Genomic DNA, 24,818 nt, shown 5'->3' with positions numbered 1-24,818 from the left:
CTTGTCGCTACCCGCCACCCTCCAGCCGGCGCCACAAGAGTCGCACCGCCGCCTTGCGCACCAGCGCGCAGCGATACAGGCGGATTTCCAGCGGCAGGCGCCAGGTTTCGTCGGCGCACTCCACCAGTTCGCCGCGTTGCAGTTCGGCGGTAATGCTCAGGCGCGGTACCCAGGCTACGCCGAGGCCTTGCAAGGCCATGCTTTTCAGGCTGTCGGCCATGGCGGTTTCGTACCCCGTGGTGTAGCGCAGCCGGCGCTGGCGCAGCAGGCCGTTGACCGAGCGACCAAGAAAGGCGCCGGCACTGTAGGCCAGTAGCGGCACGCTCTGGCCACTGTTCAGGTCGAACAACGGGCTGCCCTGCTTATCGACGGCGCAGACCGGTAACATCTCGCTGTTGGCCAAGTGCTGGGAGGGAAAGATGTCCGCATCCAGCTGCAGCGCGGCGTCGGGATCGTGATAAGCCAGCATCAGGTCACAGGCACCTTCGCGCAGGGCGTGCACCGCGTCGCCCACGTTGGTCGCCATCAGCCGCGTGCTGGGGTTCAGGCCCAGCTCACGCAGGCCGGCGATCCATTGCGGAAAGAAGCCCAGGGCCAGGGAATGCGCGGCGGAGATTTGCAGCACCTCGCCCTGCTGGCCTTCCAGATGATGCAGATGACGCAGCACCTCACCGAGCTGTTCGACCAGGCTTCGCGCGGTGATCAGGAACAGCTGGCCGGCCTCGGTCAGCTCGACCGGCGTGCGCGTGCGGTTCACCAGCGTGATGCCGAGGCTGTTCTCAAGGCTGCGAATGCGGCGGCTGAATGCCGGCTGGGTGACGAAGCGCCGCTCGGCCGCCTGGGAAAAGCTGCGTGTCGCAGCCAGGGTGACGAAGTCTTCCAGCCATTTGGTTTCGATGTTCATGCCGGCTCCTGGCAGGCGTGTGAGGGGTCCGATCGTGCGTCGCAATAACGCTCCAGAGCGAAACGACGTCACATCATCGTTATGCCGATCATGCATGACCCAGAGTTTAACGGCATTGGCCGCAAAAGGGCCTCAGGCCCTATGGTAGTGGCCTTCGCGGTAAATGCCGCTTTCTCTCGGAAGAGATCCCTCATGTCCTCCGCTGCATCGTTCCGCCTCGAAAAAGACCTACTCGGCTCCCTCGAAGTACCCGCTGACGCCTACTACGGCATTCAGACCCTGCGCGCCGTACACAACTTCCGCCTCTCCGGCGTGCCGCTGGCGCATTACCCGAAGCTGGTGGTCGCGCTGGCGATGGTCAAGCAGGCGGCAGCGGATGCCAACCGCGAGCTGGGCCATTTGAGCGATGCCAAGCACCTCGCGATCAGCCAGGCCTGCGCGCAGCTGATCCGCGGCGATTTTCACGACCAGTTCGTCGTCGACATGATCCAGGGCGGGGCTGGCACCTCGACCAACATGAACGCCAACGAGGTGATCGCCAACCTGGCGCTGGAATACATGGGGCATGCCAAGGGCGAGTACCGCCATCTGCACCCGAACAACGATGTGAACATGGCGCAGTCGACCAACGACGCCTACCCCACGGCGATCCGCCTCGGCCTGTTGCTCGGCCATGACACCCTGCTGGCCAGCCTCGACAGCCTGGTCGGAGCCTTCGCCGACAAGGGCGCGGAATTCGCGCATGTGCTCAAAATGGGCCGCACCCAGCTGCAGGACGCGGTACCGATGACCCTCGGCCAGGAATTCCGCGCCTTCGCCACCACCCTCGGCGAGGACCTGGAGCACCTGCGTCTGATCGCGCCACAGCTGCTGGTGGAGGTCAATCTTGGCGGCACCGCCATCGGCACCGGCATCAACGCCGACCCGAATTATCAGGCGCTGGCCGTGCAGCGCCTGGCGACCATCAGCGGGCACCCACTGAAACCCGCCGCTGACCTGATTGAAGCCACCTCGGACATGGGCGCTTTCGTCACGTTTTCCAGCATGCTCAAGCGCCTGGCGGTGAAGCTGTCGAAGATCTGCAACGACCTGCGCCTGCTCTCCAGCGGGCCGCGCACCGGCATCAACGAGATCAATCTGCCGCCGCGCCAGCCGGGCAGCTCGATCATGCCGGGCAAGGTCAATCCAGTGATTCCGGAGGCCGTCAACCAAGTCGCCTTCGAGGTGATCGGCAACGATCTGTCGCTGACCATCGCTGCCGAAGCTGGCCAGCTGCAGCTCAACGTCATGGAGCCGCTGATCGCCTTCAAACTGTTCGATTCGATCCGCCTGCTGCAACGCGCCATGGACATGCTGCGCGAGCATTGCATCGTCGGCATCACGGCGAACGAGGATCGCTGCCGCGAGCTGATGGAAAACTCCATCGGCCTGATCACCGCGCTCAACCCCTACATCGGTTACGAGAATGCGACCCGCATCGCCGGCCAGGCACTGCTCAGCGGTCGCGGTGTGCTGGAGCTGGTACGCGAGGAACAATTGCTGGATGACGCCACCCTCGACGACATTCTGCGTCCGGAAAACATGATCGCGCCGCGGCTGGTGCCGTTGAAGGGTTGATTCCGGCCTGTTCGGCGAGTACCCACGCTTTATCTTCCCGGGATGGCTTAGGCCATCCCGTTTCCGTTCTCCCCATCGGTCACTGCGCGCCGGGTCTTACGCCCTGCTAGAAATGGCACCTGGAACGGATCAATATCCTGCCCAACCTGAAGCCATTTTCCGCTCGGAGAACCCGCCATGTACCTGCCCGCCGCCTTCCGCCAGGACGACCTCACCGAGCTGCACGCGCAGATCCAGGCCAATCCCTTCGCCCTGCTCGCCAGCACCGGGAGCGGCGGCATGCAGGCCAGCCATCTACCGTTGCTACTAGAGCCGGAAGAAGGTGAGTTCGGTACCCTCTACGGCCACTTCGCCCGGGCCAATCCGCACTGGCGCGAGCTGCACGTTGCCGAAGCGCTGGCCGTCTTTTCCGGGCCGGACGCCTACGTCAGCCCGAACTGGTATCCATCCAAGGCCGAGCACGGCAAGGTGGTGCCGACTTGGAATTACATCGCCGTGCACGCACGCGGCCCGGTCGAGCTGATCGAGGAGCCCGAGCGCCTGCTGCAGATCGTCAGCCGCCTCAGCGACCGTCACGAGGCAGCCCGTCCGCAGCCCTGGGCAGTAAGCGATGCGCCGCGCGACTACCTGGACGGCATGCTGCGCGCCATCGTTGGCTTCGCCCTGCCGATCCGCCGTCTTGAAGGCAAGTGGAAGCTGAGCCAGAACCGCTCGGCCGCCGACCAGGCCGGCGTGCGCGATGGCTTGGCCGCCTCGCCCCATCCGCGCGAGCAGGCCCTGGCCGCACACATGACTCAAGAAGGATGACTCCTATGGCCGATATCCGCCCGCTGACCGCTGACGACCACGCCGCCTGGCTGCCGCTCTGGCAGGGCTACCAGCGCTTCTACAACACCCAGATCCCGGAGACGACCAGCGCCCTTAGCTGGGAACGCTTCCTCGATCCCGCCGAGCCGATGCATGCGGCGCTGGCCTGGCGCGACGGCAAGGCCGTAGGCCTGGTGCACTGGATTTTCCACCGCAGCTGCTGGACCCCCGGCGACTATTGTTACCTGCAGGATCTCTTCGTGGCCGAAGGGATTCGCGGCGGCGGCATCGGTCGCTCACTGATCGAGCATGTCTACGCCGAGGCTAGCGCCGCCGGCGCTGCGCGCGTGCACTGGCTGACCCAGGAGACCAACTACCAGGGCCGCATGCTCTACGACCGCATCGCCGACCGTCCCGGTTTCATCCAGTACCGAAAACTGCTCGGATAAGCGCCGAGCGGCTGAAGCGCTATTCGATTTCGAACAAGCCGTCGCGAATGGATACCGATGCCAGCCGCTCACGAATCTCCGGGTCGATTCGCGGGTCGTCTAGCTCGTAGAGCATGACCTGGCGATAGGCATTGACCCGGTTGATCTCGCTACCCAGGTATTCCCACACCACACGCGTGCAGGCCGGAGTGCGCCGGTCACCGCTGGAAACGCCGGTCTTGAGCCCGTTGAGGCGATTGATGCGGCTCTTGAAGCTGGGGATCAGAATGGTCTGACTCATCTCGTTGCTCGTCAGCGACTCGTAGTCGATGAGGAACAGACGATCCTGCAGATAAAAGGCCGCGCCCAGATAGCGACAGCGCACCACGCCTTCCTCGGTCCCGCTGGTGTTGTCGGCGCGCGACTGCTCTTGTCGCTCCTGCCGTTCGAAGACGAAGCTGCCGCGATCCTCACGCAAATGCACCAGCGACAGTAGGATATGCCCCGGCACCGACATGCAGTTGGCGTACTCGAAGTAATACCCGCAATAGCGCGAAAGGCTGCTAGCGTTGTCGCGTAGCGGCTGAAACAGCTCGAGCAGCGGGTCGCTGGCGGCGATGCGTTCCTGATCATGGCTGCGCATGCCGATCAGCTGGGCGAACTGGTCGCTGGGCAGCGCCAGTTCATAGCCTTCGACGCCGAAAAAATCACAGATACGCTTGAGATTGTGCGCAGTCGGGCGGCTCTGGCCGCTCAGGTATTTGTTGAACTGGGCGCGGTTGATCAACAGCTTCCGGCACACCTCGGCGATCGAGCGGTAGTGACTGCAGAGCAGTTTTAGGTTGGCGCCGAGATGGTCGTGCATGGCCTGATCCGTTGATGCGAGCGGCGCGATTCTAGCATCAACTCGCGCCAACTCGCCGCGACCTGCGTAATTGTGTGACCGATGCGTCTGGCCAACCATTTCCAGCCTGCGTTTTGCACCCCGTCAAAAAACAAGAGAGAACTCTCCGCCATGCTCGATCTTCTCAACGATCTCATCTGGAGCAAGTTGCTTATCGTGATGCTGATAGGCCTCGGCCTGTACTTCACGATCGTTTCGCGCTTCGTCCAGTTTCGCTACTTCGGCAGCATGTTTCGCATTTTCAGCGAAGCCTTCAAACGCCAGCCAGGTCAGCTCAGCTCATTCCAGGCGTTGATGCTCAGCGTCGCCGGCCGCGTTGGTGCCGGTAACATTGCCGGTGTCTCGGTCGCCATCATGCTCGGCGGGCCGGGTGCGATTTTCTGGATGTGGATCGTGGCGTTAGTCGGCATGGCCACCAGCTACTTCGAATGCTCCCTGGCGCAGCTGTACAAGCGTCGTGAAGCCGACGGCGGCTATCGCGGCGGCCCGGCGTTCTACATCCAGCACGGCCTCGGCCAGCGCTGGCTGGGCATCGTGGTGTCGCTGTTGTTGCTGATGACTTTCGGCTTCGGCTTCAACGCTGTGCAGTCCTATACCGTTGCCAGCTCTTTGAACGACACCTTCGGCGTGCCCACCTTTATCAGCGGCATCGTGCTGATGGTGGTGATCGGCCTGATCATCTTCGGTGGCATCAAGCGCATCGCCAAGTTCGCCGACGTGCTGGTCCCGGTGATGGCGTTCTCCTACATCGCCATGGCCATCTTCGTCATTGGCAGCAATGCCGGCGCGGTTCCCGAAGCCTTCGCCACCATCTTCCGCAGCGCCTTCGGTCTCGAACCGGCATTCGCTGGCGGCATCGGCGCGGCGATCATCATGGGTGTCAAACGCGGCCTGTTCTCCAACGAAGCGGGCCTTGGCAGCGCGCCCAACGTAGCGGCGGTGGCGGAGGTCAAACATCCGGTAGCGCAGGGCATCGTGCAGTCGCTCAGCGTGTTCATCGACACCATCGTGCTATGCAGCTGCACTGCGCTGATCATCATTCTTTCCGGAGTGTTCGAGCCGGGTAGCGAGATGGGTGGCGTAGTGCTTACCCAGACCGCGGTCGCCGCGGTGGTCGGCGAGTGGGGCCGAGTATTCATCAGCCTCGCGCTGTTGCTGTTCGTGTTCACAACGCTGATCTACAACTACTACCTCGGCGAGAACGCGTTGGGCTTTTTCACCGGCCAGCGCTGGCCCGTCATGGTCTATCGGGTCATGGTGATCGCTCTAGTGATGTGGGGCTCGATCCAGGATCTGGGTACGGTTTTCGCCTTCGCCGATGTGACCATGGGCTTACTGGCGATCTGCAACCTGATCGCCCTGGCGTTGCTGTTCAAGGTCGGCCTGCGTCTGATGCGCGACTACGACAGTCAGCGGAAGGCAGGCGTCGAGTCGCCGGTGTTCGATGCGAAGAACTTCGCCGATCTGGATCTCGACCCGAGCGTCTGGCCAGCCAGGGTTGGTGGTGAAGCGCCAGTCAATAATGTGGCTACCGCCAGTCAGACGCATCAGCACTAAGCGTTCTTCAGCGTCGTTTGAACAGGGGCCACGGCCCCTGTTTTCATATAGGAGACTCCTATGCCGGCTTCCAGAAACATCCTGGTGCTGTACACCGGCGGCACCATCGGCATGCAACAGAGCGCCGAGGGCTTGAAGCCCGCTTCGGGCTTCGCTGGCAGGTTGCGCGCCGAGCAGGAACGGCAATCCCAGCTGAAATTGCCGAGCTGGCAATTCCGCGAACTGCTCCCGCCCATCGACAGCGCCAACATGAATCAAACCCATTGGCTCGCCATGGTCCAGGCCATCCTTACCGGCGTGGAACAGGATGGCTGCGATGGCGTGCTGGTACTGCACGGCACCGATACGCTGGCCTACAGCGCCGCTGCCCTGAGCTTCCTGTTGCTGGGTCTCGAAGTGCCGGTGGCGCTAACCGGTGCCATGTTACCGGCCGATGCACCTGGCAGTGATGCCTGGGATAACCTGTTCGGCGCCATGCAGGCGCTGCAGGCGGGCGTCGAGCCAGGCGTGCATCTGTATTTCGCCGGAAAGCTGATGTCTGGGGCGAATGCCAGCAAACTCGGTACCGCTAGCCTCGATGCGTTCGGCGTATTGCCGCGGCTGCGTCAAGGCCAACGGGTGCCGAGCATTCCCGCCGCGCTCGGCTATCGGCAACCGCGTCGTACGGTTGGCCTAGCAGTGCTGCCGCTGCACCCCGGCATCCAGGCCGCGCAGGTGCGCGCGGTACTTGCCAGTGATGTGCAGGGACTGGTGCTCGAATGCTACGGCAGCGGCACGGGGCCTTCGAATGAAGACCAGCTGCTGGCCGCATTGAAGGAAGCGCATGCGCGTGGCGTGGTGCTCGCGGCGATCAGCCAGTGCCCGCAGGGTCACGTCGATTTTGGCATCTACGCGGCCGGCAGCAAGCTGGCCGCCAGCGGTCTGGTTTCCGGCGGCGGAATGACCCGTGAGGCGGCGCTGGGCAAGCTGTTCGCATTGCTCGGCGCCGGGCTGTCGCAAGCGGAAGTCGAACACTGGTTCGCGCTCGATCTCTGCGGCGAGCGCGCCGACTAGGGCCTGCATCCCGTTTCGTAGCGTCCGCGAAGGAACTCGGTCTTCCCGACTGCGGAATACTGTAGGGCCGAATAAATTCGGCCCTACAGGCTGTAGCGATCCAAATAACTTTGCTTACGGATCACGCCTGAAACGGAACAGGCTCTCGGGTCTGGTCCCGTTTCGCTGCGCCCTTGGCGAGACTAGGCCATACCGACTGCGGAATACCGTAGGCCGAATTTATTCGGCTTTAACAAATCTGAGGCCGGATAAATTCGGTCCTATGACTCGAGCGATCCGAAAGTCCAGCGGCTATAGGCAGGCGCTTACCCGCTGGCGCAGCTCGTCGAGATCCAGCGGCTTGCTCAGGCGCCCCTGGCAATCGAAGCCCTCTTTATTTTCCGGGGCCGCGCTGAGGATGATGACCGGCAACTCTCGTGTGGCCGGAGTTTTGCGCAGCAGCCTCAGCAGTTCTTCTCCTGTCAGTTCGGGAAGGTTCAGGTCCAGCAACAGCAGGTCCGGCGGATCGCTCAGCAGCTGCTCCAGCGCCGTCCGGCCATTGCCGATCACGCTGACCTCACCGAGATCCTCCAACGCCTTGCGCACCAGCAACTGACTGGCCGGATCGTCTTCGGCATAGACGATGCGCGGCCGCTCATGAATCGGCCGAAGCGGCTGCGCTTCGATGACCGGCAGTGCAATCCAGAACAGGCTACCGGTGCCCAACTCGCTCTTCACACCGATGCTGCCACCCATCAGCTTGGCGTATTCCAGACACAAGGACAGTCCGATGCCGGCACCCTGAATGTTCGAACTCTCGCGACCCAGACGCTGAAAGGGCTCGAACATCCGCGCTTGCTGCGCCTCGTCTATTCCGAGGCCCGTATCTTCGACCAACAGGCGCACCTGGCCGGCCACCGTTTCGATGCTGAGCAGAATCTGCCCGGACGGTCTGTTGTACTTGATCGCATTGGACAGCAGGTTGAGCAGTACCTGACGCAGCCGCCGCGGCTCGGCCAGTACCTCGATGGGTTTCGCCGGCAGATCGAATGACAACTGCAGGCCGTGACGCTTGACCTCGAGCGCCACCAGCTCGGCGCATTCACGCATCAGCGCTATGATTTCGACCGACTCGAGCTTCAATCGCGGGCGCTCGGCCTGCAGGCTCGACCAGTCGAGAATGTCGCTGAGCAGCTGGTTCAAATGGCGGCTGGCCAGCAGAATTTCATCGAGGTAGTCGGCCGCTTCCGGATTGGACTCGGGCGAGCAATCCATGCGCATCAGCTGCGCGAAACCGAGGATGGCGTTCAGCGGCGTACGCAGTTCGTGGCTGATGCTGGAAATCAAATGGGTCTTGGCCTCGTTGGCCGCCTGGGCCTGCTGCGTGGCATGGCGCAGGTCTTGCTCGACTCGCTTGAGCGCATCGATATCGACATGAGTGCCGGCCAGCAGAGTGGCCTCGCCGGTCTGCGGGTCGCGCTCGATCACCCTGCCGCGGCTCAACAACCAGTGATACTCGCCGAGCGCGTCGGCAAGGCGGAACTCGCATTCGTAGTGCAGCGCCTGCCCCATGAGCATACGCGCCATCTCGGCACGCACGCGGGGCTCGTCGCGCGGATGGACGCGTTGCAGGAACTGCGCTTGGCTGAGCTTCGACGAAGGGAGCCCGAAGCGGGCCGGCAGGCGTCCGCGAACGTGCAGCGTGCCGTTGCGCGTGTCGCTTTCCCAAAGGCTTTCGGTTGCACTTTCGAGCACCAGTTCGAGGCGTTCCTGCGCTTGCGAGCGCTGCGCCTCGCTGAGTTCCAGCTGACCGCCGATGGCATGGGTGTGCTGCGCCAGATCGTCGAGCTCACGGATATCGGAGGCGATCGGCTGCGATCGCCATTGACGCTGTCCGATCTGCCCCGTCATCTGCGAAATGCTGGCGATAGGCGCAAGCAGCGACTGGCTGAGTTGCCGCGCACGCAACCACATGTAGGCGAAAAACAGCAGATAGAACAGCAGCAGGCCGGCGATCAGCAGATAGCCGATCTGCCGATAGTGGCTGGCAAGCGTATTGGTTTGCCGGAATACCTCGGCCTCGTCCACCACCGTCAGCAGGTGCCAGTCGGTCTGCTCCACCGTTCCCCAGGCCACCAGCTGTTGCCGCCCGTCGAGGCTCACACGCTGCACGCCATCGGGCTGCGTGGCGATGGCATATGCCAACTGTCGGGTTTCGGGGCGGCGACCGAGATGAAAGTCTTCAGGTTTGAATATTTCTCGGCGAATCGCTTCTTCGTAAGAATGCTCGGTCAGTTCATCGAGGCCAAACTGGCGCTCGCCGGCTTCGGGCAATGCCATGATGTTGAGGTCGCGGCTGATCAGCATCGCGTAACCGCCCCAAGGCACCCGCAAGTCGGCGATCTGCTGCAGGATGCCGTTGACGGTAATGTCGATGCCGCTGACGCCTTCCAGAAAGTCGTCGAGGTACACCGGCGCGATGGCCGACATCATCCAGCCGTGCCCGGCCGGGTCCAGATACACATCCGTCCAAACGACCCGACGCGCCGGGTTGTGCCAGGAGCCGGCCAGGTAATAGAAGTTGTAGCTGGGGATGTCCATATCCGACGGATATTGCTCCGCCGTGTTGAACCAAGGATATATATGGTTGTAGCTGTCCCAGCTGTTGAAGTAGAGGCTGGCGATCAGTGGATTGCCGGCGTGCAGCTCTTTCATCAGCGGATCGAGACGGCGCAAGCGCGCCACTTTCTCAAGCTCCTGCTGTTCGGGCGCGGTAGCCGCGGAATAGAAACTTGCCGCACCGCCATCGTCGTGCGGGCTGTAGCGCACCCCGCGAGGGTCGAGCTGCAGCTGCGGCAGCAGTTCGGTGCTTTCGTCTTCCAGCGCACGCGCGGTGAAGTTGCGAAACAGGGTGGTGGCGCTCGCCACCTGCTGCAACTGCTGGCTGATGATTCGCGCCTCGCGGCCAACCGCGGTTTGCAGTTCGGCGAGCGCCGTTTCGCGCAAATGCTCGGTCTGCGCATCCCGGATCGCATTGTTGGTCAGCAAATAGGTGGCGATCAGCACCACTTCGACCAGCACCAGCGGGATCAACGCGCTCTGGACAAAGGCGCGCCAGATCCATTGGCGTATCCCGATGGGTGTTTTCAGTGACACGACACGGCTCCAACGATCCCTTCAAACGCCTGGCCGGTCATGGTGGCCGCCTTCAAGTAGAGGTTTAGCACTAACGGCCCCGGCACAGCTTGCACAGATGGGTTCGATTCAGCGATTCGCCAGCTCGATGAGCGCGGTGCGCCACTCCACGCCGCGCGGCAACGCCAGGAAGGATGGATTGAGATAGCTCTCTCGCGCTTCGTAGGTCAGCGTCGCGCCTGTGACATCCAGCACCTCGCCACGTGCGCCTTCGAGCACGCCCTGGGCTGCGGCAGTGTCCCACTGCGAGGTCGGTGCCAGGCGCGGATAGCAATCCGCAGCACCTTCGGCCAGCAGGCACAGTTTCAGAGAACTGCCGACATTGGCTAGCACCAGCTCCCCGAAGCGCTGGCGCAACCCGTCCAGCAAATGCTCCTGCGCCGGGCTCGAATGGCGGCGGCTGGCGACCACCGTGAAACCCTCGGCCGGCGCGTGGCGCACCTGCAACGGCTGTGCCGCGCCATCGGCTTCAGCGCGCCAGGCACCGTACTCGGCACCGCCGTAATAACAGCGGCCATTGGCCGGAATGCCCACCACGCCGAACAGCACCTTCCCCTGTTCGATCAGCGCCACGTTGACGGTGAACTCCTCGCTGCCGGCGATGAACTCCTTGGTGCCGTCCAGTGGATCGACCAACCACCAGCGCGTCCAACCGGCCCGTTCGGCCAGGCTCAGGTTGCAATCTTCCTCTGACAACACCGGGATGTCGGGGTCCAGCGCGCGTAGGCCGTCGGCCAGCAGATGATGCGCAGCCATGTCGGCGGCGGTAACCGGCGAGGCATCAGCCTTTTCATGCACCTGCACGCCGCTGCGCCAATGCGGCAGGATGACTTGGCCCGCGGCGCGTACCAGATCGATAACCGGTGCCAGATACGGATGGCTCATTGGTCGAATTCCCCGCGCTGGCTCAAAAGATCACGTGCCAGATACAGCGCCGCCAACGCACGACCTTCGCTGAATTGCGGATTCTGGATCAGGCTCGACAGCTCACGTAGGTCGACCCGATCGACGCGCATCGGCTCCGGTTCGTCGCCTGGCAGTTGTTCGGGATAAAGATCGCGGGCCAGCACCACCTGGATCTTTTGGCTCATGTAACCAGGCGAGAGCGAGAGCTCGGTCAGCCATTCGAGCTTGCGCGCGCCGAACCCGGCTTCCTCCTTGAGTTCGCGGTTGGCGGCGTCCAGCACATCTTCACCCGGCTCGATCAGCCCCTTGGGCAGAGACAGCTCATAGGTGTCGGTGCCACCGCAGTACTCTTCGACCAACAGCGCCTTGCCGTCGTCTTCCAGCGCGACGATCATCACCGCACCATAACCGGCGCCCTTGCCGGCCAGCCGTTCATAGGTGCGCTCGACGCCATTGGAAAACCGCAACTGCAACTCCTCGACACGGAACAGACGGCTGGTAGCGACGATCTCACGGGCAAGCACTGTAGGTTTCTGGCGCATGGAAGGATCCTTTGAAACGCGAACCGCAATCATAACCCGGCTTTTCGTGCCGACCGCGAAGGCTTTGCATCGAACCGACCGCTGTCGCACCATTGCGCCAATTGCCGAAAAGAGCCCGCCATGATCGCTTCGCTGCCTTGGTCTGAAATCGACACCGTCCTGCTGGACATGGACGGTACCCTGCTGGATCTGCACTTCGATAACCATTTCTGGCTCGAATTCCTACCCCAACGTTATGCCCAGCTGCACGGCATCAGTCAGGCCATGGCCGAATTGGAACTGGCGCCGCTGTTCAATGAGCACGAGGGCAAGCTCACTTGGTACTGCCTGGATTTCTGGACCCGCGAGCTGAACCTGCCGATACGCGAAATGAAACGCGAGATAGCCGACTTGATCGCCCTGCGTCCGGCCGCGGACGAATTTCTCGCGGCACTGCGCGATGCCGGCAAGCGGGTGGTCCTGATCACCAATGCGCACCGCGACTCCCTGTCGCTAAAGCTCGAACGCATCGAGCTGGCGCCCTGGTTCGACCGGCTGATCAGCTCCCACGACTATGGCTTTCCCAAGGAGCAGGCCCAGTTCTGGGATGCGCTGAAAGCGGATCTGGATTTCGATCCGGCCACTTCGCTGTTCATCGACGACAGCCTGCCGGTATTGCGCAGCGCCCGCGACTACGGCGTCGCTCATCTGCTGGCCATCCGTGAGCCGGACAGCCGGCGAGGGCAGAAAAATACCGAAGAATTCACCGCCGTCGATGACTATCTGGAGCTGATTCGCAGCCTGCAGGGTCATGCGGACTGATCGTGGGCGCTTCGCCGGCCTTTTCTCCCACGGCGCGTGTCAGGGGGATGCCGAGGACGGCAGTGCCTTCGGTAACTATGCTGTGGATGCCAGACCACGACGCCTAACCGTAATGAAAGATGCCGAATGGCCCGCTGTACATCCGATGGGAGACCTATGCCAATAGATCCGGGAGCCTGGCCGGCCGGTCGTAGCGAAATGAGCGGGCGCATCCGCAACCACGACTGGAGCGCAACGCCGCTAGGCGCGATCGACAGCTGGCCGGTCTCGCTGCGCGTGCTGCTCGACACCTTGCTCGAAGCGCCATTGCCCATGTGCGTGCTCTGGGGTGACCGTGACGTGCAGCTGTATAACGACGCCCACGCGGCGCTGATCGGCAGTTGCCATCCCGCCGCGCTCGGCGCGCCGGTCGCTTCAACCTGGGCTGAAATATGGCCAGCACTGACCGATACGTGCAGCGGCGGCGACCGCAGCCAGGCATGCCTGCTGCGCAACTACCGGTTGCCGGACGGAGACGCGCAGACCGGCGTCTGGTTCGATCTGGCCCTCAGCCCCATCAGGGATGATCAGCAGATCGCAGGCCGTCTGCTTTGCCTGCGCCACAGCGAGGAGGAAGCGCTGCGCCGCAGCGAAGCGGAAATCATGACGATCACCGACGCGTTGCCGGTGCTCATCGGCTACGTGGACCAAGACGAGCGCTATCGCTTCAACAACCGCCACTACCAGAGCTGGTTCGGCCAATCACCCGAGTGGTTGTACGGCAAGCGCCTGATAGAGGTCGTCGGCGAACGCGCTTACAACGAACGTCGCGAGCAGATAAAGGCCGCGCTGGCAGGCGAACCGATGGTCTTCGAGGCCTACATGCCGCACCAGGACGGCAGGCCACGCCATGCGCTGATGCACTACTTGCCACGCCGCGATGCTGAAGGGCAGGTGCAGGGATTCTTCGTTCTCTGCCAGGACGTGACCGAGCGCTGGCAGGCGGAACAGGCGTTACGCGAGCTCAACGAAACCCTGGAAAGCCGCGTGCAGGAACGCACCACCGCACTGGCTGAAGTTTATGAGCGGCTGCTCAAGGAAATGGTCAGCCGCGAACAGGCGCAGGAAGCCCTGCGTCAGGCGCAGAAAATGGAAGCGGTCGGCCAACTTACCGGCGGCATCGCCCACGACTTCAACAACATGCTCACCGGCATCATCGGCGGGTTGGACCTGATCCAGCGTTACAACCAGACTGGCCGTCACGCCGAAACCCAGCGCTTCATCGATGCCGCAGCCACCTCGGCCAACCGCGCCGCGGCCCTCACCCATCGCCTACTCGCGTTTGCCCGGCGTCAACCGCTGAACCTCAAGCGGGTCGACCTGAATGCAATGGTCGAATCGATGCGCGACCTGATAGTGCGCACCCTGGGCGGTCATATTCTGGTCGATGCCCAATTGCAGCCAGACCTATGGGCCGCCAACAGCGACGAAAACCAACTGGAAAGCGCCCTGCTCAACCTGGTCATCAACGCCCGCGATGCGATGCCCGACGGAGGCAGCCTGTATATCGCCACCACCAACGTGCAGTTGTCGAGCCAATCGCAAGTGGGTGAACTGGCTCCGGGCCGCTACGTCACCCTCAGCGTGATCGACAGCGGCTGCGGCATGACGCCCAAGGTTTTGGCCGCCGCGTTCGAGCCATTTTTCACGACCAAACCAATTGGGCAGGGCACCGGCCTCGGGCTGTCGATGATCTATGGCTTCGCCCGCCAGGCCGGCGGACACGTGCAGATCCGCAGCGAACCCGGTAAAGGCACCGAGGTCACGCTGTACTTTCCAGCGCACCACGCACTGACGGTGCCAGCGGCGGCGATCAGCAGCCTGACGGAGCAGCCGCCGCCGGCGACGCAAGGCGAAACCGTGTTGGTTGTCGAAGACGATCCAGCCGTGCGCCAATTGGTTCTAGATGTGCTGGGCATGCTCGGCTACCGCGCGCTGGAGGCCGTTGAGGCCAACGCCGCCATTGAGCTTCTGGAAAGCGGCGAACGCATCGACCTGCTGGTTTCGGACGTCGGTCTGCCGGGGATGAATGGCCGGCAACTGGCGGACATTGCCCGCCAGCATCGTCCTGGCCTGAGCGTGTTGTTCATGACCGGCTACGCCGAGCAGGCGGCCAGCAGCGGCTTTCTCGAAGCGGGCATGGACATGATCAGTAAGCCGTTCCAGATCGACCATCTGGCAGCACGGGTTCGCGGCATGCTGGCACGTGGTGGTTAGCGCGCCGGACGGGCCTCGGGCGCAGCGCGACACCTTCGCCGCGATTCGAACGGTAGGGCCGAATTCATTCGGCCGCAGGGCTGGCACGGCCGAACAGATTTCCTAGACATTGAAAATCCGCCCGGAGCCCTTCACAGTCGACCGGGCGGTACATCACCTGCGGTCAATATCGAGCCTGCTATGAACACGCCACGCCACCTCAACATTGCCTCCGATAACAACACGCCAACCGAGGCCAGCCAGCGCTATTACTTTCAGGCGGTCGGAGAGACGCAGCGCGAATCTGTGGAACTGGCCGAGGAATGTGCTCTGGCGATCGCCTATAACGGCATCAGCCAGGCGGTGATGATGGTCTCGCCGGCCGACCTCGAGGATTTCGTGGTGGGCTTCAGCCTTGGCAGCGGCATCGTCGAGGATGTCAGCGAGATCTACGACATTCATATCAGCGGCACCGGCAGCGGGCGCCAGGCCAATGTCGAGATCGCCAGTCGCGCCTTCTGGAAGCTCAAGGAGCAGCGCCGACAGCTGCCCGGCAACGCCAGTTGCGGATTATGCGGCGTCGAAGCCCTGGAGCAGGCGCTGCCACACCTACCGGTGATGCCGGTCGCGCCCCTGCCGCCGGCCCATTGGCTGCATGACCTGCGTCAGCGCATCGCCGAATATCAGCCATTGGCTCAAACCTGCGGCGCGGTGCACGCCGCTCTGTTCATCGACGCGCAGGGCGAAATCCGCCTGGGTCGCGAAGACATCGGCCGGCATAACGCACTGGACAAGCTGATCGGCGCATTGAGCCGCATGGGACAGAACGTCTCCGGGGGCGTTGCCGTGGTCACCAGCCGCTGTAGCCTCGAGCTGATTCATAAGGTGCAGCGCGCCGGCATTCCCACGCTCGTCAGCTTCTCCTCGCCCACCGGCCTGGCGGCGCGTTGGGCGCAGCGTCATAACCTCAACCTGATTCACATCCCGCACCGCAGTCCACCGCGTGTCTTCAGCCCTGCGAGCGTCTCGGACGAGGGTGAGGCATAAGTCCAAGCGCAAAAGCATCTGCTACCGGATGCGTCGATTCGCTGATTTCCTACCCTTTGCGGTCATGGCCAAGCAGCTGGATACCGTCTCGCTTGTCACAAGTTCCCTTGTTAAATCAAAAAGTTACGGAACGAGAACCCCGTCATGCCTTTCATCGGTGAACACTTGCGCAAGCTTCGCTCGCCACGTGAGCATCGCGGCGCCATCCATTCAAGAGGTTCGCCATGAAGTATTCCTCGATTCTGCTGTTGTCCGCGAGCCTGCTCAGCAGCGCCGCCTTTGCTGGAAGCAACACTGAAGCCGCTGTCGGCGGCGCGTTGGGCGGTGCCCTGGGCTCGGTGGTCGGTGAACATCTTGGCGGCTCGACGGGTGCTGCCATTGGCGCCGGCGTAGGCGGTGCGGCCGGCGGCATGGTCGGCGCCGACAAGCGCAGCCGCACCGAAGCGGCTATCGGCGGCGGCCTGGGTGCCGCAGGCGGTAACGTGATTGGCCAGCGTGTCGGTGGCAGCACCGGCGGTTTGATCGGCGCTGCCATGGGTGGCGGCGCCGGTGGCGCGGTTGGCAATGCCTACGGCGATGATGACGATCGAAGCGACCGCCGTTACCGCGACGACCGTCGGTACCATCCGGGTAAAGCCAAGGGCCACTACAAGCACAAGCATAAGCACCGGCATCACGACTGAGCCGGCACATCAGTCTTAAAATCCGTTACTCGACCTCTGTCGACAACAGCGCCCCGACGTCGAACACGTTCGGCCCTACAGTAGAAAAAACCGTAGGGCCGAATTATTCGGCCACCACCAACAGCGCTTCCAGCGCCTGGCGCAAGTCATTCGGGATCGGCGTCGGCCGGTTGCTGGCTCGATCTACAAATACATGGACGAAGCGCCCCGCCGCGCAGGCCTGCGACTCACCTGCCTTGAAGATCGCCAACTCATACTGCACCGAACTGTTGCCAAGCTTACCGACCCGCAAGCCAACTTCCAGGGCATCGGGAAAGGCAATCGACGCAAAGTAATCGCAGGATGAACTGACGACGAAGCCCACCACCTCGCCTTCATGGATGTCCAGCCCGCCCCGCTCGATCAAATAGGTGTTCACCGCGCTGTCAAAATAACTGTAGTAAACGACGTTGTTTACGTGGCCATAGATATCATTGTCGTGCCAGCGCGTGGTGATCGGCTGGAAGTGGCGGTAATCGTCGCGCAGGTGCTGCGGTTGTTCGGCCATTCGGCAAATCCTTGAAGGCAAGTCGACGCGGCGCGGTAAGCGCGGTGCGCCATTAAGATCAGTAGGCGGCGCGGTAGATAGCTAGCGCATCGGCTTCGGTGATTTCGCGCGGGTTGTTCACCAATAATCGCTGCTGGAGCATCGCCTCCTTCGCCAGTTGCGGCAGCATGTCCTCCGGCACGCCGGCGTCGCGCAAGCGGGTCGGCAGCCCCATACGCGCACTCAGCTCGCCAAGTTCCTCGATCAACTGATCGGCAAAGGTTGCTGGATCGTCGCTGCGCAGCCGTTCACCCAGCACGATGGGTGCCAGCTCGCCGTAATGGGTAGTCGCCGCGCTGACGTTGAAGCGCAGCACATGCGGCAGCACCAGCGCATTGGACAGGCCGTGGGGAATATGGAAGTTGCCACCCAACGGATAGGCCAGCGCATGCACCGCCGCCACCGGCGCGTTGGCGAAGGCCTGGCCGGCGAGGCAGGCGCCGAGCAGCATCGCTTGGCGCGCCTCGCGATTGCCGCCGTTGTGCACCGCCTCGTGCAGGTTGGCCGAAAGCAGGCGCAGTGCCTCGCGAGCCAGCAGGTCGGACAGCGGATTCTTTTTTAGCGCGCTGGTGTACGCCTCGATGGCGTGCACCATGGCGTCGATGCCGGTCGCGGCGGTGACGGCCGGAGGCAGGCCAAGCGTGAGATCGGCGTCGAGCAGCGCCAAGTCCGGCAGCAGCAGGGCCGAGACGACACCCATCTTGGTGGTTTCGCCGGTCGTGATAATGGCGATCTGAGTAACTTCCGAGCCGGTACCTGCGGTAGTCGGCACCTGGATCAGCGGCAGTCGCTGGCCCTTGGCATTGCCGACGCCGTAGATGTCCTGCAGCGACTGCGCGCAGTTCGGGTGCGCCAGCAATGCCACCAGCTTGGCGACATCCATCGAGCTGCCGCCACCGAACCCGATGACGAGGTCCGCTTTGTCCGATTTTGCCTGCTCAACCGCAGCCAGGACGATGCTTTCCGGCGGGTCAGCCACCACCTGGTCGTAGACGGCGACCTGCAGGCCTTCTTCATCGAAGCCCGGCAACACTTCATCGAGCAGGCCGAAGCGGGTAATGCCCGGATCGGTCACCACCAATACCGAGCGCGCCCCGCGCTCCTTGCAAAGGCTGGCCAAACGTCGCGACGAGCCGGGCTCGCAAATCAATTGAGCGGTTGTGGCAAAGCTGAACGGATGCATCGGTGCCTCCTGATTCAAGAAATAACTCCTCGTTGCGGAGGATCTGGGTTGGAAGAGCTTCCGGACAGCTCAACCGCATCGGTCACCAGCCAGTGACCACCAATCAAAACGCAAAATCCGCCTCTGGCAGCGCCATCAAGCAATCAGCACCACCCTGTATCGCCTCGCGATGACCGCTGGCACGCGGCAACACGCGGCGCAGATAGAAGTCAGCACTGGCCAGCTTGGCCTGGTAGAACGCCTCCTCCCCGGCGCCCTGTTCCAGCGCATCCTGCGCGCGCGCCGCCGCCTGCAACCACAAGCCCGCCAACAAGACATAGGCCGAGTACTGCAGAAAATCCACCGACACCGCACCGATTTCCTGCGGGTCGCGGCCGGTCGCAGCAATGATTTCGGCGGTCAGCTCGCGCCATTCGCCGATTCGTGCCTGTACCTTGCTGGCCATCTCATGCAGCGCCGGCCGGTCGATCTGGCGATCGCAAACCTCGCTGAACTCCGCCTGCAGGGCCGACAGCTCTGCACCGCCATCACCGAGCAGCTTGCGCCGGATGTAATCCAGCGCCTGGATGCCATTGGTACCTTCGTAAAGCTGGGTGATGCGGCTGTCGCGCATCAGTTGCTCCATGCCCCACTCACGGATGTAGCCGTGCCCACCGTAGACCTGCACGCCAAGGCTCGCGACTTCCTGCCCCATGTCGGTAAAGAAAGCTTTAACGATCGGAATGAGCAACGCCGCGCGCTTGCTGGCGGCTTTGCGGTCGCTTGGCTCGGGATGGCCATGCTCGAGATCCAATTGCCGCGCTGTGTAGGCCGCCAGCATGCGGCTGCCCTCGACCAGGGTCTTCTGCGTCAGCAACATGCGCCGCACATCCGGGTGGACAATGATCGGGTCAGCGGCCTTGTCCGGATACTGGGCACCGGCAAGTCCTCGGGATTGCAGGCGCTCGCGGGCGTAAGCGAGCGAGCCCTGATACGCCTGCTCAGCAATGCCGAGACCTTGCAGACCGACCTGGAAACGCGCGTCGTTCATCATGGTGAACATACAGGCCAGGCCCTGATTCGGCTCACCGACGACCCAGCCGGTGGCACCGTCGAAGTTCATCACGCAAGTGGCCGCGCCCTTGATGCCCATCTTGTGCTCGATGGCGCCGCAGCTCAGCGCATTGCGTTCGCCCGGCGTGCCGTCGGCCTTGGCGATGAACTTGGGCACCAGCAGCAGGCTGATGCCCTTCACCCCGGCAGGCGCATCCGGCAGGCGCGCCAGCACCAGATGCACGATGTTCTCGCTCATATCGTGCTCGCCGCCGGAAATGAAGATCTTGCTGCCGCTGACCCGGTAACTGCCGTCCGCTTGAGGTTCGGCCTTGGTGCGCAGCAGGGCCAGGTCGGTGCCAGCCTGCGGCTCGGTGAGGCACATGGTGCCGCTCCAGCTACCGCTGACCAGCTTTTCCAGATAGGCGTTCTTGAGCTCGTCGCTGCCGTGCTTGTACAGCGCCAGCACCGCGCCCTCGGTCAGGCCGGAGTAAATACGGAAGGACAGCGACGCGCCCATCAACATCTCATGGAAGTTACAGGCGACCAGCTGCGGGAAGCCCTGCCCGCCGTACTCGGTCGGCCCGGTCATGCTCGCCCAACCGTTGTCGACGTACTGCTGGTAGGCCTCGACGAAGCCCTGCGGCGTCTTCACCTCGCCGTTTTCCAGGGTCACGCCTTCTTCATCGCTATTGCGATTGAGCGGTGCGATCTCGCCGCCGGTGTAGCGCGCCGCTTCTTCCAGCACGCCGTCGATCAGCTCGCGGTCGAGGCCGTTGCCGAGCAGCTCGCAATGGGCGCTGGCGTCGAACAGCTCGTGCAGCACAAAGCGCATGTCACGCAGGGGAGCTTTGTATTCCATGCTCAGGCCTCCTTCTTGTAGTCGACGAAGCGACCACCCAGGGTGGCCAGGCTGTCGATCAATTCGGCAGGCTGCCAGTGCGCACCGTGCTGTTCGGCCAATGCGATCAAACGATCACGAATGGCTGGCAAGCCCTGGCGGTCGGCCCAAGTCATCGGCCCGCCGATTTCCGCCGGGAAGCCATAGCCGTTGAGGTAGACGGTGTCGATATCTGTGCTGGACTCGGCCATGCCTTCCTCGAGGATCTTTGCCCCTTCGTTGACCAGCGCCAGCAGGCAGCGCTCGAGAATTTCCTCGGCGCCAATATCGCGCCGTTCGAAGCCGAGGCGCTCGGACTCGCGCTGCACCAGCACGTCCACTTCTGGATCGTGCTCGGCCTGGCGGCTGCCTTCAGCGTAGCGGTAATAGCCCATGCGCGCTTTCTGGCCGAAGCGGCCCATCTCGCAGAGGCGATTGTCCACCTGCACTTCCGCCTCGTCCTGGCCCTTGCCGGCCAGTTCACGGGCGCGCCATTCCAAGTCGATGCCGACCACGTCGTACATGCGGAACGGCCCCATGGCGAAGCCAAAGCCCTGCAGCGCAGCATCCACCTGATGCGGATAAGCACCTTCGAGTAGCATCATGCGTGCCTCGTGCACGTACGTGGCGAGCATGCGGTTACCAATGAAACCCTGACAGTTGCCGGCGATCACGCTGACCTTGCCCATGCGCTTGCCGAGCGCGGTGGAGGCCTCGAGCACCGCTGTCGAGGTCTTCGCGCCGCGGACGATTTCCAGCAATTTCATGATGTGCGCCGGGCTGAAGAAGTGCAGGCCCACGACTTGCTCTGGGCGGCCGGTGACGGCAGCAATGGCATCGATGTCCAGCGCTGAGGTGTTGCTCGCAAGGATGCCGGCCGGCTTCACGATGCCGTCCAGCTCGCGGAAGATCTTCTGCTTGAGTTCCAGGTTTTCATAGACCGCTTCGATCACCAGATCCACATCGGCCAGCGCCTGATAATCCGCCGCCTTGCTGATGCAGGCCCGGCGCGCCTGCGCCTGAGCTTCGTCAATGCGCCCCTGGCGCACATTGTGCGCGTAGGTGTCAGCCACCACGCCCAGCGCCTGCTCCAGCATCTCGGGGTTGTTATCCAGCCACAGTACCTGCACGCCGGCGTTGGCCAGGCTCATGACGATACCGCGGCCCATGGTGCCCGCACCGATCACGGCGGCGGTCTGGATATCGAAGCGGGTTTGGCTCATTGCAGCAGTCCTCGTCGCAAGGCAAAAAATCAGAAGACCTACCTTAGATGAAGACGGTACTATTTTTGAAATTTAGTCTTGTGATGTATCAGATTCATCCGATGAATATCTACAATTTCGATCTCAACCTGCTCCGCGTGCTAGACGCCTTGTTGCGTGAACGCAACGTATCGCGTGCGGCCGAACGCCTATCGCTCAGCCAACCGGCTGTCAGCAACGCACTCAATCGCCTACGCGAACTGCTCGATGATCCGCTGTTGGTGCGCGTGGGTCGTGCCATGCAACCGACGCCGCGCGCACTGAGCCTTGAAGCGCCGATTCGCGATGCGCTGCAACAGATCGAACACACGCTCAAAGCCGGTGACTTTTTCGACCCTGCAACCAGCCGACAGCGCTTCGCCATCGCCGTCACCGACTACGTTGAATTGATCTGTATGCCGCCGCTGATGGCCCATCTGGCCAAGGTGGCGCCGGGGATTCAGCTAGCGATTGAGCACCTGACCCCGACGCTGCCGGCCGAGGCGCTGGATAACGGTGAGCTGGATCTGGCGCTGGGCCGTTTTATCGAAGTGCCGACGCGTTTTCACCGCCGCCGCTGGGCCAGCGAGACGTTACAGGTTGCGCTGCGCAAGGATCATCCGCTAATGGGTGAAGGGCTGGATCTGGACAGTTTCCTGCGTCTGCGCCATCTCTGGGTGCATGGCGGGCAGACGCGCGGCATGGTTGATCAGTGGCTGGAAGAACGGGGCTTGAGCCGCGAACTGGTCTACACAACACCGAATTACCTGCAGGCCGCGCATATCGTCGCCAGCAGCGACCTGGCGGCTGTACTGCCAACCCAGCTGGCCCGCTATTTCGCCACGCTGTTGCCGCTGCAATTGTTCGACTTGCCCTTCGATCTCGGTACCTTCCAACTGGATATAGCCAGCGTCGCCCAGCGGGAACGCGATGCCGCGCTGCAGTGGTTGATCGAACAGATCGTGGCGGTTGCGAGGCACCGATAGCCGGATTGGATTTTCGCTTTTGCGTAGATGCGAGAGGAACGTCAGATTTTTGCTGGCGAACCGGGCCGTATATATGTCAAGTCACGCCATCGATCCAGCCTGTCAAAGCAGGACAGCCGCTCGGCAATGCCGCGCTCACATCTCAGCGCTATCTGATTCAAGAGGACATTGATCGACAGTGGCGGTTATCTAGGAATACAAAGCCGCTACTAGTGCATGCACCAACCGACGTGCGGTCCCTCCAATTAATACCTATGATTAACAGCCGTTTAGAGCGGATTAATGACCTCAGCGAATAGCATTTTTGGAAATTAAATTATAAATCCTGTACTTACCTAGTTAACTGCGTATATTCGCCCCCACTGCTTCGCAATTAACACTTCGACACCCAGCTTGATGTTTCTTTGTTTCGTCTCCCTGGTTCGTTTTGCTTCTCGCTTCTCAGTCTCGACGCTGAAAAATCAGCATCGCAGTCTTAAAACCACCTTGGAGATACATCATGTCTACTCGTCAAAACGGCACTGTTAAATGGTTCAACGATGAAAAAGGCTTCGGCTTCATCACCCCAACTGATGGCAGCGAAGATCTTTTCGTTCACTACCGCTCAATCGAAAGCGCTGGCTTCAAAAGCCTAAGCGAAGGCCAATCGGTCTCTTTCATGGCCACCAAAGGTCAGAAAGGGATGCAGGCCGATCAGGTTCAAGTCGCTTAAGACGCCTGATTAAAAAAGCCCCGCTTCGGCGGGGCTTTTTTTGTCTAGAGAAAAGTGCTGTCCGGCTCGGCAACTGTCACGTTTCTTCAGACAACAAAAAACCCGCCGAAGCGGGTTTTTCCTGACCATTCCGAATCCTTTCGAATGCCATCCTGGCGGTGGTCGATCATCCTTGATCCTGAGCGCGTCCTGCGCTTCAGAGTTGGCACAGATTAATCCTCGGCCGTTGGTAGGCATAGCGCTGAACGTCACTGCCGCTTGTAAGCCTTTCGCTATAGCCACGTTGCGATAGCTCATATTCGAGTCCAATACCTCATCGCAACAATCAGGGGTCACTCGCCTTCTTGACGAAGATGCAGGCGTCTCAATCTTCCTTGTAATAGCTGCACGGCTCCCAATACCGCTTGAGGACGAGGTTAGGTGGGCCTGCCCAGCCGCGCTTGCGCAACTGCCTCGCGATGAGGATGTTCATGATGCCGTGGCCCATTAGCAGCACACTGCCATGCGCCTCGGCAAGTTCTATAAGTCGTTCCGCCGCCGCGCTGGCGCGCCGGTTGGATTCGCTGATGGGCTCAGTATGGCGGGCGAAACCAAAGAACCAGGCGCCGCGAAACAGCAATCGCCAGAGTCGAGACGGCATAGGTGGAAACGACCAATCCGGGTAGGGCAAGTGCGCCTCAGCAAACAACGGGTCAGGTTCCTGGCGGCAATCGCAAGCCAGGTGCCCGCGCGATTGGACGCAGCGCGACAGTGAGCTGCAGACCACGACGCCGGTTTTTTCAGCGAGTAAACCTAGACCGTCCGGCAGCTCGTGGGCGATGACATCCGCTTGGTTGTAGTTGGCGATCCAGCCCTTCATCTGCGCTGGAGTACACCAACTCGCGGCAGTGTGGTCGGGCCTGCCGTGGCGTACCAAGGTTATCTGCATAGCTCTGGCCTGCGGCGGTAACCGCGGAGTGGCGATGTCGGAGTATCGGCGGCTCCTGGCCGGGATGCCTCGCAAGCTAGCTCGCTCCTACGGTTGGATAGCGCACGCACCTCGGTGCGTACGTCCCGCTCTTCAGAACAAATTATTCCTTGCCACGTGCTTCCTGGTTCTGGAGAAAGTCTTCTTCAAGCATGGCGTCCTTGACGGCCTGTGGTTCTTCGTCGAGTAGCGGATCGTTGAGTTCACCACTGGACAGTACCTTGGCGTCGAGCTTGCCCACCAGGTGCTCAAGGGCATGACGCATTTTTTCCGCCGCACCATCGACCGCCAACTGCAGCGACTCTGCCTTGTGCGTGACGGATACGGCCTGATGGCCCTTAGGCCGCGCCTCGATCTGACAGCGCTTGTCATCAGCGCCGGCTTTTTGCGCGTTCTCGTCGCTGATGTGAACCTCGACGCGGGTAAGGAAATCGTCGAAGCGCTCCAGCCGCTCCTCTACGGTCGAACCCACCCATTCATGCAACTCGACACTGCTGGGAACGTGTTGGCTGTTGACTTGAACATGCATACGGCTACTCCTGATGGTTGGGTACCTAATAGGTTCGAGGCGCC

At 62.1% G+C, this 24,818-nt stretch carries 22 protein-coding genes; 11 read left to right on the top strand and 11 right to left on the bottom strand.

Annotation, left to right across the window (positions count from 1 at the left end; all coding sequences use genetic code 11):
- Positions 1 to 7: 7 nt before the first annotated feature.
- A complete protein-coding gene (locus NA647_RS03860; RefSeq protein WP_256056499.1) occupies positions 8 to 904 on the bottom strand; it encodes a LysR substrate-binding domain-containing protein in 897 nt (298 codons plus the stop codon).
- A 192-nt stretch (positions 905 to 1,096) separates the two neighbouring features.
- On the opposite strand from NA647_RS03860, the gene NA647_RS03855 reads away from it, so the two are divergent.
- From NA647_RS03855 to NA647_RS03845, 3 genes are all read left to right on the top strand, one after another.
- On the top strand, positions 1,097 to 2,521 hold the full coding sequence (locus NA647_RS03855) for an aspartate ammonia-lyase (RefSeq protein ID WP_197445315.1): 1,425 nt from the start codon (positions 1,097 to 1,099) through the stop codon (positions 2,519 to 2,521).
- A gap of 177 nt (positions 2,522 to 2,698) precedes the next feature.
- Positions 2,699 to 3,328, top strand: a complete 630-nt coding sequence (locus NA647_RS03850; protein WP_256056498.1) for an FMN-binding negative transcriptional regulator — start codon at positions 2,699 to 2,701, stop codon at positions 3,326 to 3,328.
- Between the two features lie 5 nt (positions 3,329 to 3,333).
- The gene (locus NA647_RS03845; protein WP_256056497.1) at positions 3,334 to 3,777 is read left to right on the top strand and encodes a GNAT family N-acetyltransferase; all 444 of its coding nucleotides are present in this window, start codon (positions 3,334 to 3,336) and stop codon (positions 3,775 to 3,777) included.
- Positions 3,778 to 3,796: 19 nt separating this feature from the next.
- Here the strand turns inward: NA647_RS03845 and NA647_RS03840 are convergent, their stop codons facing one another.
- Positions 3,797 to 4,621 carry a helix-turn-helix domain-containing protein gene (locus NA647_RS03840; protein WP_256056496.1) on the bottom strand — a complete coding sequence of 275 codons (825 nt, stop codon included), beginning with the start codon at positions 4,619 to 4,621 and terminating at the stop codon, positions 3,797 to 3,799.
- 150 nt (positions 4,622 to 4,771) lie between these two features.
- Between NA647_RS03840 and NA647_RS03835 the strand changes: the two genes are divergently transcribed.
- Together NA647_RS03835 and NA647_RS03830 are read left to right on the top strand one after the other, a co-directional pair.
- Positions 4,772 to 6,217 carry an alanine/glycine:cation symporter family protein gene (locus tag NA647_RS03835; RefSeq protein ID WP_256056495.1) on the top strand — a complete coding sequence of 482 codons (1,446 nt, stop codon included), beginning with the start codon at positions 4,772 to 4,774 and terminating at the stop codon, positions 6,215 to 6,217.
- A 60-nt stretch (positions 6,218 to 6,277) separates the two neighbouring features.
- On the top strand, positions 6,278 to 7,270 hold the full coding sequence (locus NA647_RS03830) for an asparaginase (protein ID WP_256056494.1): 993 nt from the start codon (positions 6,278 to 6,280) through the stop codon (positions 7,268 to 7,270).
- 291 nt (positions 7,271 to 7,561) lie between these two features.
- Here NA647_RS03830 and NA647_RS03825 read toward each other — a convergent pair whose 3' ends face one another.
- The 3 genes from NA647_RS03825 to nudE all read right to left on the bottom strand — a co-directional run bounded on the left by NA647_RS03825 (position 7,562) and on the right by nudE (position 11,892).
- Positions 7,562 to 10,405 (bottom strand): ATP-binding protein, encoded by a 2,844-nt coding sequence (locus NA647_RS03825; protein ID WP_256056493.1) that lies wholly within the window; start codon positions 10,403 to 10,405, stop codon positions 7,562 to 7,564.
- Between the two features lie 108 nt (positions 10,406 to 10,513).
- Complete coding sequence (gene cysQ, locus NA647_RS03820; RefSeq protein WP_256056492.1) at positions 10,514 to 11,329, bottom strand: 3'(2'),5'-bisphosphate nucleotidase CysQ; 816 nt, start codon at positions 11,327 to 11,329, stop codon at positions 10,514 to 10,516.
- The gene (nudE, locus tag NA647_RS03815) at positions 11,326 to 11,892 is read right to left on the bottom strand and encodes an ADP compounds hydrolase NudE (protein ID WP_256056491.1); all 567 of its coding nucleotides are present in this window, start codon (positions 11,890 to 11,892) and stop codon (positions 11,326 to 11,328) included. The genes cysQ and nudE overlap by 4 nt, the downstream gene beginning before the upstream one ends.
- Before the next feature lie 120 nt (positions 11,893 to 12,012).
- On the opposite strand from nudE, the gene yrfG reads away from it, so the two are divergent.
- From yrfG to NA647_RS03795, 4 genes are all read left to right on the top strand, one after another.
- Positions 12,013 to 12,693, top strand: a complete 681-nt coding sequence (gene yrfG / locus NA647_RS03810; protein ID WP_256047556.1) for a GMP/IMP nucleotidase — start codon at positions 12,013 to 12,015, stop codon at positions 12,691 to 12,693.
- A 156-nt stretch (positions 12,694 to 12,849) separates the two neighbouring features.
- On the top strand, positions 12,850 to 14,949 hold the full coding sequence (locus tag NA647_RS03805; RefSeq protein WP_256056490.1) for a hybrid sensor histidine kinase/response regulator: 2,100 nt from the start codon (positions 12,850 to 12,852) through the stop codon (positions 14,947 to 14,949).
- Between the two features lie 180 nt (positions 14,950 to 15,129).
- Positions 15,130 to 15,975 (top strand): formate dehydrogenase accessory sulfurtransferase FdhD, encoded by an 846-nt coding sequence (gene fdhD / locus NA647_RS03800; protein ID WP_256056489.1) that lies wholly within the window; start codon positions 15,130 to 15,132, stop codon positions 15,973 to 15,975.
- A 224-nt stretch (positions 15,976 to 16,199) separates the two neighbouring features.
- Entirely contained in the window at positions 16,200 to 16,658 is a 459-nt protein-coding gene (locus NA647_RS03795; RefSeq protein ID WP_256056488.1) for a glycine zipper domain-containing protein, read from the top strand.
- A 103-nt stretch (positions 16,659 to 16,761) separates the two neighbouring features.
- Here NA647_RS03795 and NA647_RS03790 read toward each other — a convergent pair whose 3' ends face one another.
- The 4 genes from NA647_RS03790 to NA647_RS03775 all read right to left on the bottom strand — a co-directional run bounded on the left by NA647_RS03790 (position 16,762) and on the right by NA647_RS03775 (position 21,562).
- The gene (locus NA647_RS03790; protein ID WP_256056487.1) at positions 16,762 to 17,205 is read right to left on the bottom strand and encodes an acyl-CoA thioesterase; all 444 of its coding nucleotides are present in this window, start codon (positions 17,203 to 17,205) and stop codon (positions 16,762 to 16,764) included.
- A 58-nt stretch (positions 17,206 to 17,263) separates the two neighbouring features.
- Positions 17,264 to 18,427 carry an iron-containing alcohol dehydrogenase gene (locus NA647_RS03785; RefSeq protein WP_256056486.1) on the bottom strand — a complete coding sequence of 388 codons (1,164 nt, stop codon included), beginning with the start codon at positions 18,425 to 18,427 and terminating at the stop codon, positions 17,264 to 17,266.
- A gap of 103 nt (positions 18,428 to 18,530) precedes the next feature.
- Positions 18,531 to 20,321 carry an acyl-CoA dehydrogenase C-terminal domain-containing protein gene (locus tag NA647_RS03780; RefSeq protein ID WP_256056485.1) on the bottom strand — a complete coding sequence of 597 codons (1,791 nt, stop codon included), beginning with the start codon at positions 20,319 to 20,321 and terminating at the stop codon, positions 18,531 to 18,533.
- A 2-nt stretch (positions 20,322 to 20,323) separates the two neighbouring features.
- Entirely contained in the window at positions 20,324 to 21,562 is a 1,239-nt protein-coding gene (locus NA647_RS03775; protein WP_256056484.1) for a 3-hydroxyacyl-CoA dehydrogenase, read from the bottom strand.
- A gap of 101 nt (positions 21,563 to 21,663) precedes the next feature.
- Between NA647_RS03775 and NA647_RS03770 the strand changes: the two genes are divergently transcribed.
- Positions 21,664 to 22,566, top strand: coding sequence for a LysR family transcriptional regulator (locus tag NA647_RS03770; RefSeq protein WP_256056483.1), 903 nt, complete (start codon positions 21,664 to 21,666; stop codon positions 22,564 to 22,566).
- Positions 22,567 to 23,065: 499 nt separating this feature from the next.
- Entirely contained in the window at positions 23,066 to 23,278 is a 213-nt protein-coding gene (locus NA647_RS03765) for a cold-shock protein (protein WP_256047548.1), read from the top strand.
- A gap of 364 nt (positions 23,279 to 23,642) precedes the next feature.
- Here the strand turns inward: NA647_RS03765 and NA647_RS03760 are convergent, their stop codons facing one another.
- Together NA647_RS03760 and NA647_RS03755 are read right to left on the bottom strand one after the other, a co-directional pair.
- The gene (locus NA647_RS03760; RefSeq protein WP_256056482.1) at positions 23,643 to 24,206 is read right to left on the bottom strand and encodes a histidine phosphatase family protein; all 564 of its coding nucleotides are present in this window, start codon (positions 24,204 to 24,206) and stop codon (positions 23,643 to 23,645) included.
- Positions 24,207 to 24,348: 142 nt separating this feature from the next.
- Positions 24,349 to 24,774, bottom strand: coding sequence for an HPF/RaiA family ribosome-associated protein (locus NA647_RS03755; RefSeq protein ID WP_256048853.1), 426 nt, complete (start codon positions 24,772 to 24,774; stop codon positions 24,349 to 24,351).
- Between the last annotated feature and the right edge of the window lie 44 nt (positions 24,775 to 24,818).

The organism is Stutzerimonas stutzeri, from assembly GCF_024448985.1.
GTDB lineage: Bacteria > Pseudomonadota > Gammaproteobacteria > Pseudomonadales > Pseudomonadaceae > Stutzerimonas > Stutzerimonas stutzeri_AP.
The sequence above is the reverse complement of the archived record's forward strand: the minus strand, read 5'-3'. Positions and strand labels throughout refer to the sequence as shown.

Bases quoted from the DNA above. Each gene is read 5' to 3' on its own strand.
- NA647_RS03760 (WP_256056482.1), bottom strand. From the start codon at position 24,206: ATGCAGATAACCTTGGTACGCCACGGCAGGCCCGACCACACTGCCGCG.
- NA647_RS03850 (WP_256056498.1), top strand. From the start codon at position 2,699: ATGTACCTGCCCGCCGCCTTCCGCCAGGACGACCTCACCGAGCTGCAC.
- NA647_RS03755 (WP_256048853.1), bottom strand. From the start codon at position 24,774: ATGCATGTTCAAGTCAACAGCCAACACGTTCCCAGCAGTGTCGAGTTG.
- NA647_RS03835 (WP_256056495.1), top strand. From the start codon at position 4,772: ATGCTCGATCTTCTCAACGATCTCATCTGGAGCAAGTTGCTTATCGTG.
- NA647_RS03780 (WP_256056485.1), bottom strand. From the start codon at position 20,321: ATGGAATACAAAGCTCCCCTGCGTGACATGCGCTTTGTGCTGCACGAG.
- NA647_RS03845 (WP_256056497.1), top strand. From the start codon at position 3,334: ATGGCCGATATCCGCCCGCTGACCGCTGACGACCACGCCGCCTGGCTG.
- cysQ (WP_256056492.1), bottom strand. From the start codon at position 11,329: ATGAGCCATCCGTATCTGGCACCGGTTATCGATCTGGTACGCGCCGCG.
- NA647_RS03805 (WP_256056490.1), top strand. From the start codon at position 12,850: ATGCCAATAGATCCGGGAGCCTGGCCGGCCGGTCGTAGCGAAATGAGC.
- NA647_RS03840 (WP_256056496.1), bottom strand. From the start codon at position 4,621: ATGCACGACCATCTCGGCGCCAACCTAAAACTGCTCTGCAGTCACTAC.
- NA647_RS03855 (WP_197445315.1), top strand. From the start codon at position 1,097: ATGTCCTCCGCTGCATCGTTCCGCCTCGAAAAAGACCTACTCGGCTCC.
- NA647_RS03765 (WP_256047548.1), top strand. From the start codon at position 23,066: ATGTCTACTCGTCAAAACGGCACTGTTAAATGGTTCAACGATGAAAAA.
- NA647_RS03795 (WP_256056488.1), top strand. From the start codon at position 16,200: ATGAAGTATTCCTCGATTCTGCTGTTGTCCGCGAGCCTGCTCAGCAGC.
- fdhD (WP_256056489.1), top strand. From the start codon at position 15,130: ATGAACACGCCACGCCACCTCAACATTGCCTCCGATAACAACACGCCA.
- nudE (WP_256056491.1), bottom strand. From the start codon at position 11,892: ATGCGCCAGAAACCTACAGTGCTTGCCCGTGAGATCGTCGCTACCAGC.
- yrfG (WP_256047556.1), top strand. From the start codon at position 12,013: ATGATCGCTTCGCTGCCTTGGTCTGAAATCGACACCGTCCTGCTGGAC.
- NA647_RS03785 (WP_256056486.1), bottom strand. From the start codon at position 18,427: ATGCATCCGTTCAGCTTTGCCACAACCGCTCAATTGATTTGCGAGCCC.
- NA647_RS03860 (WP_256056499.1), bottom strand. From the start codon at position 904: ATGAACATCGAAACCAAATGGCTGGAAGACTTCGTCACCCTGGCTGCG.
- NA647_RS03775 (WP_256056484.1), bottom strand. From the start codon at position 21,562: ATGAGCCAAACCCGCTTCGATATCCAGACCGCCGCCGTGATCGGTGCG.
- NA647_RS03830 (WP_256056494.1), top strand. From the start codon at position 6,278: ATGCCGGCTTCCAGAAACATCCTGGTGCTGTACACCGGCGGCACCATC.
- NA647_RS03770 (WP_256056483.1), top strand. From the start codon at position 21,664: ATGAATATCTACAATTTCGATCTCAACCTGCTCCGCGTGCTAGACGCC.
- NA647_RS03790 (WP_256056487.1), bottom strand. From the start codon at position 17,205: ATGGCCGAACAACCGCAGCACCTGCGCGACGATTACCGCCACTTCCAG.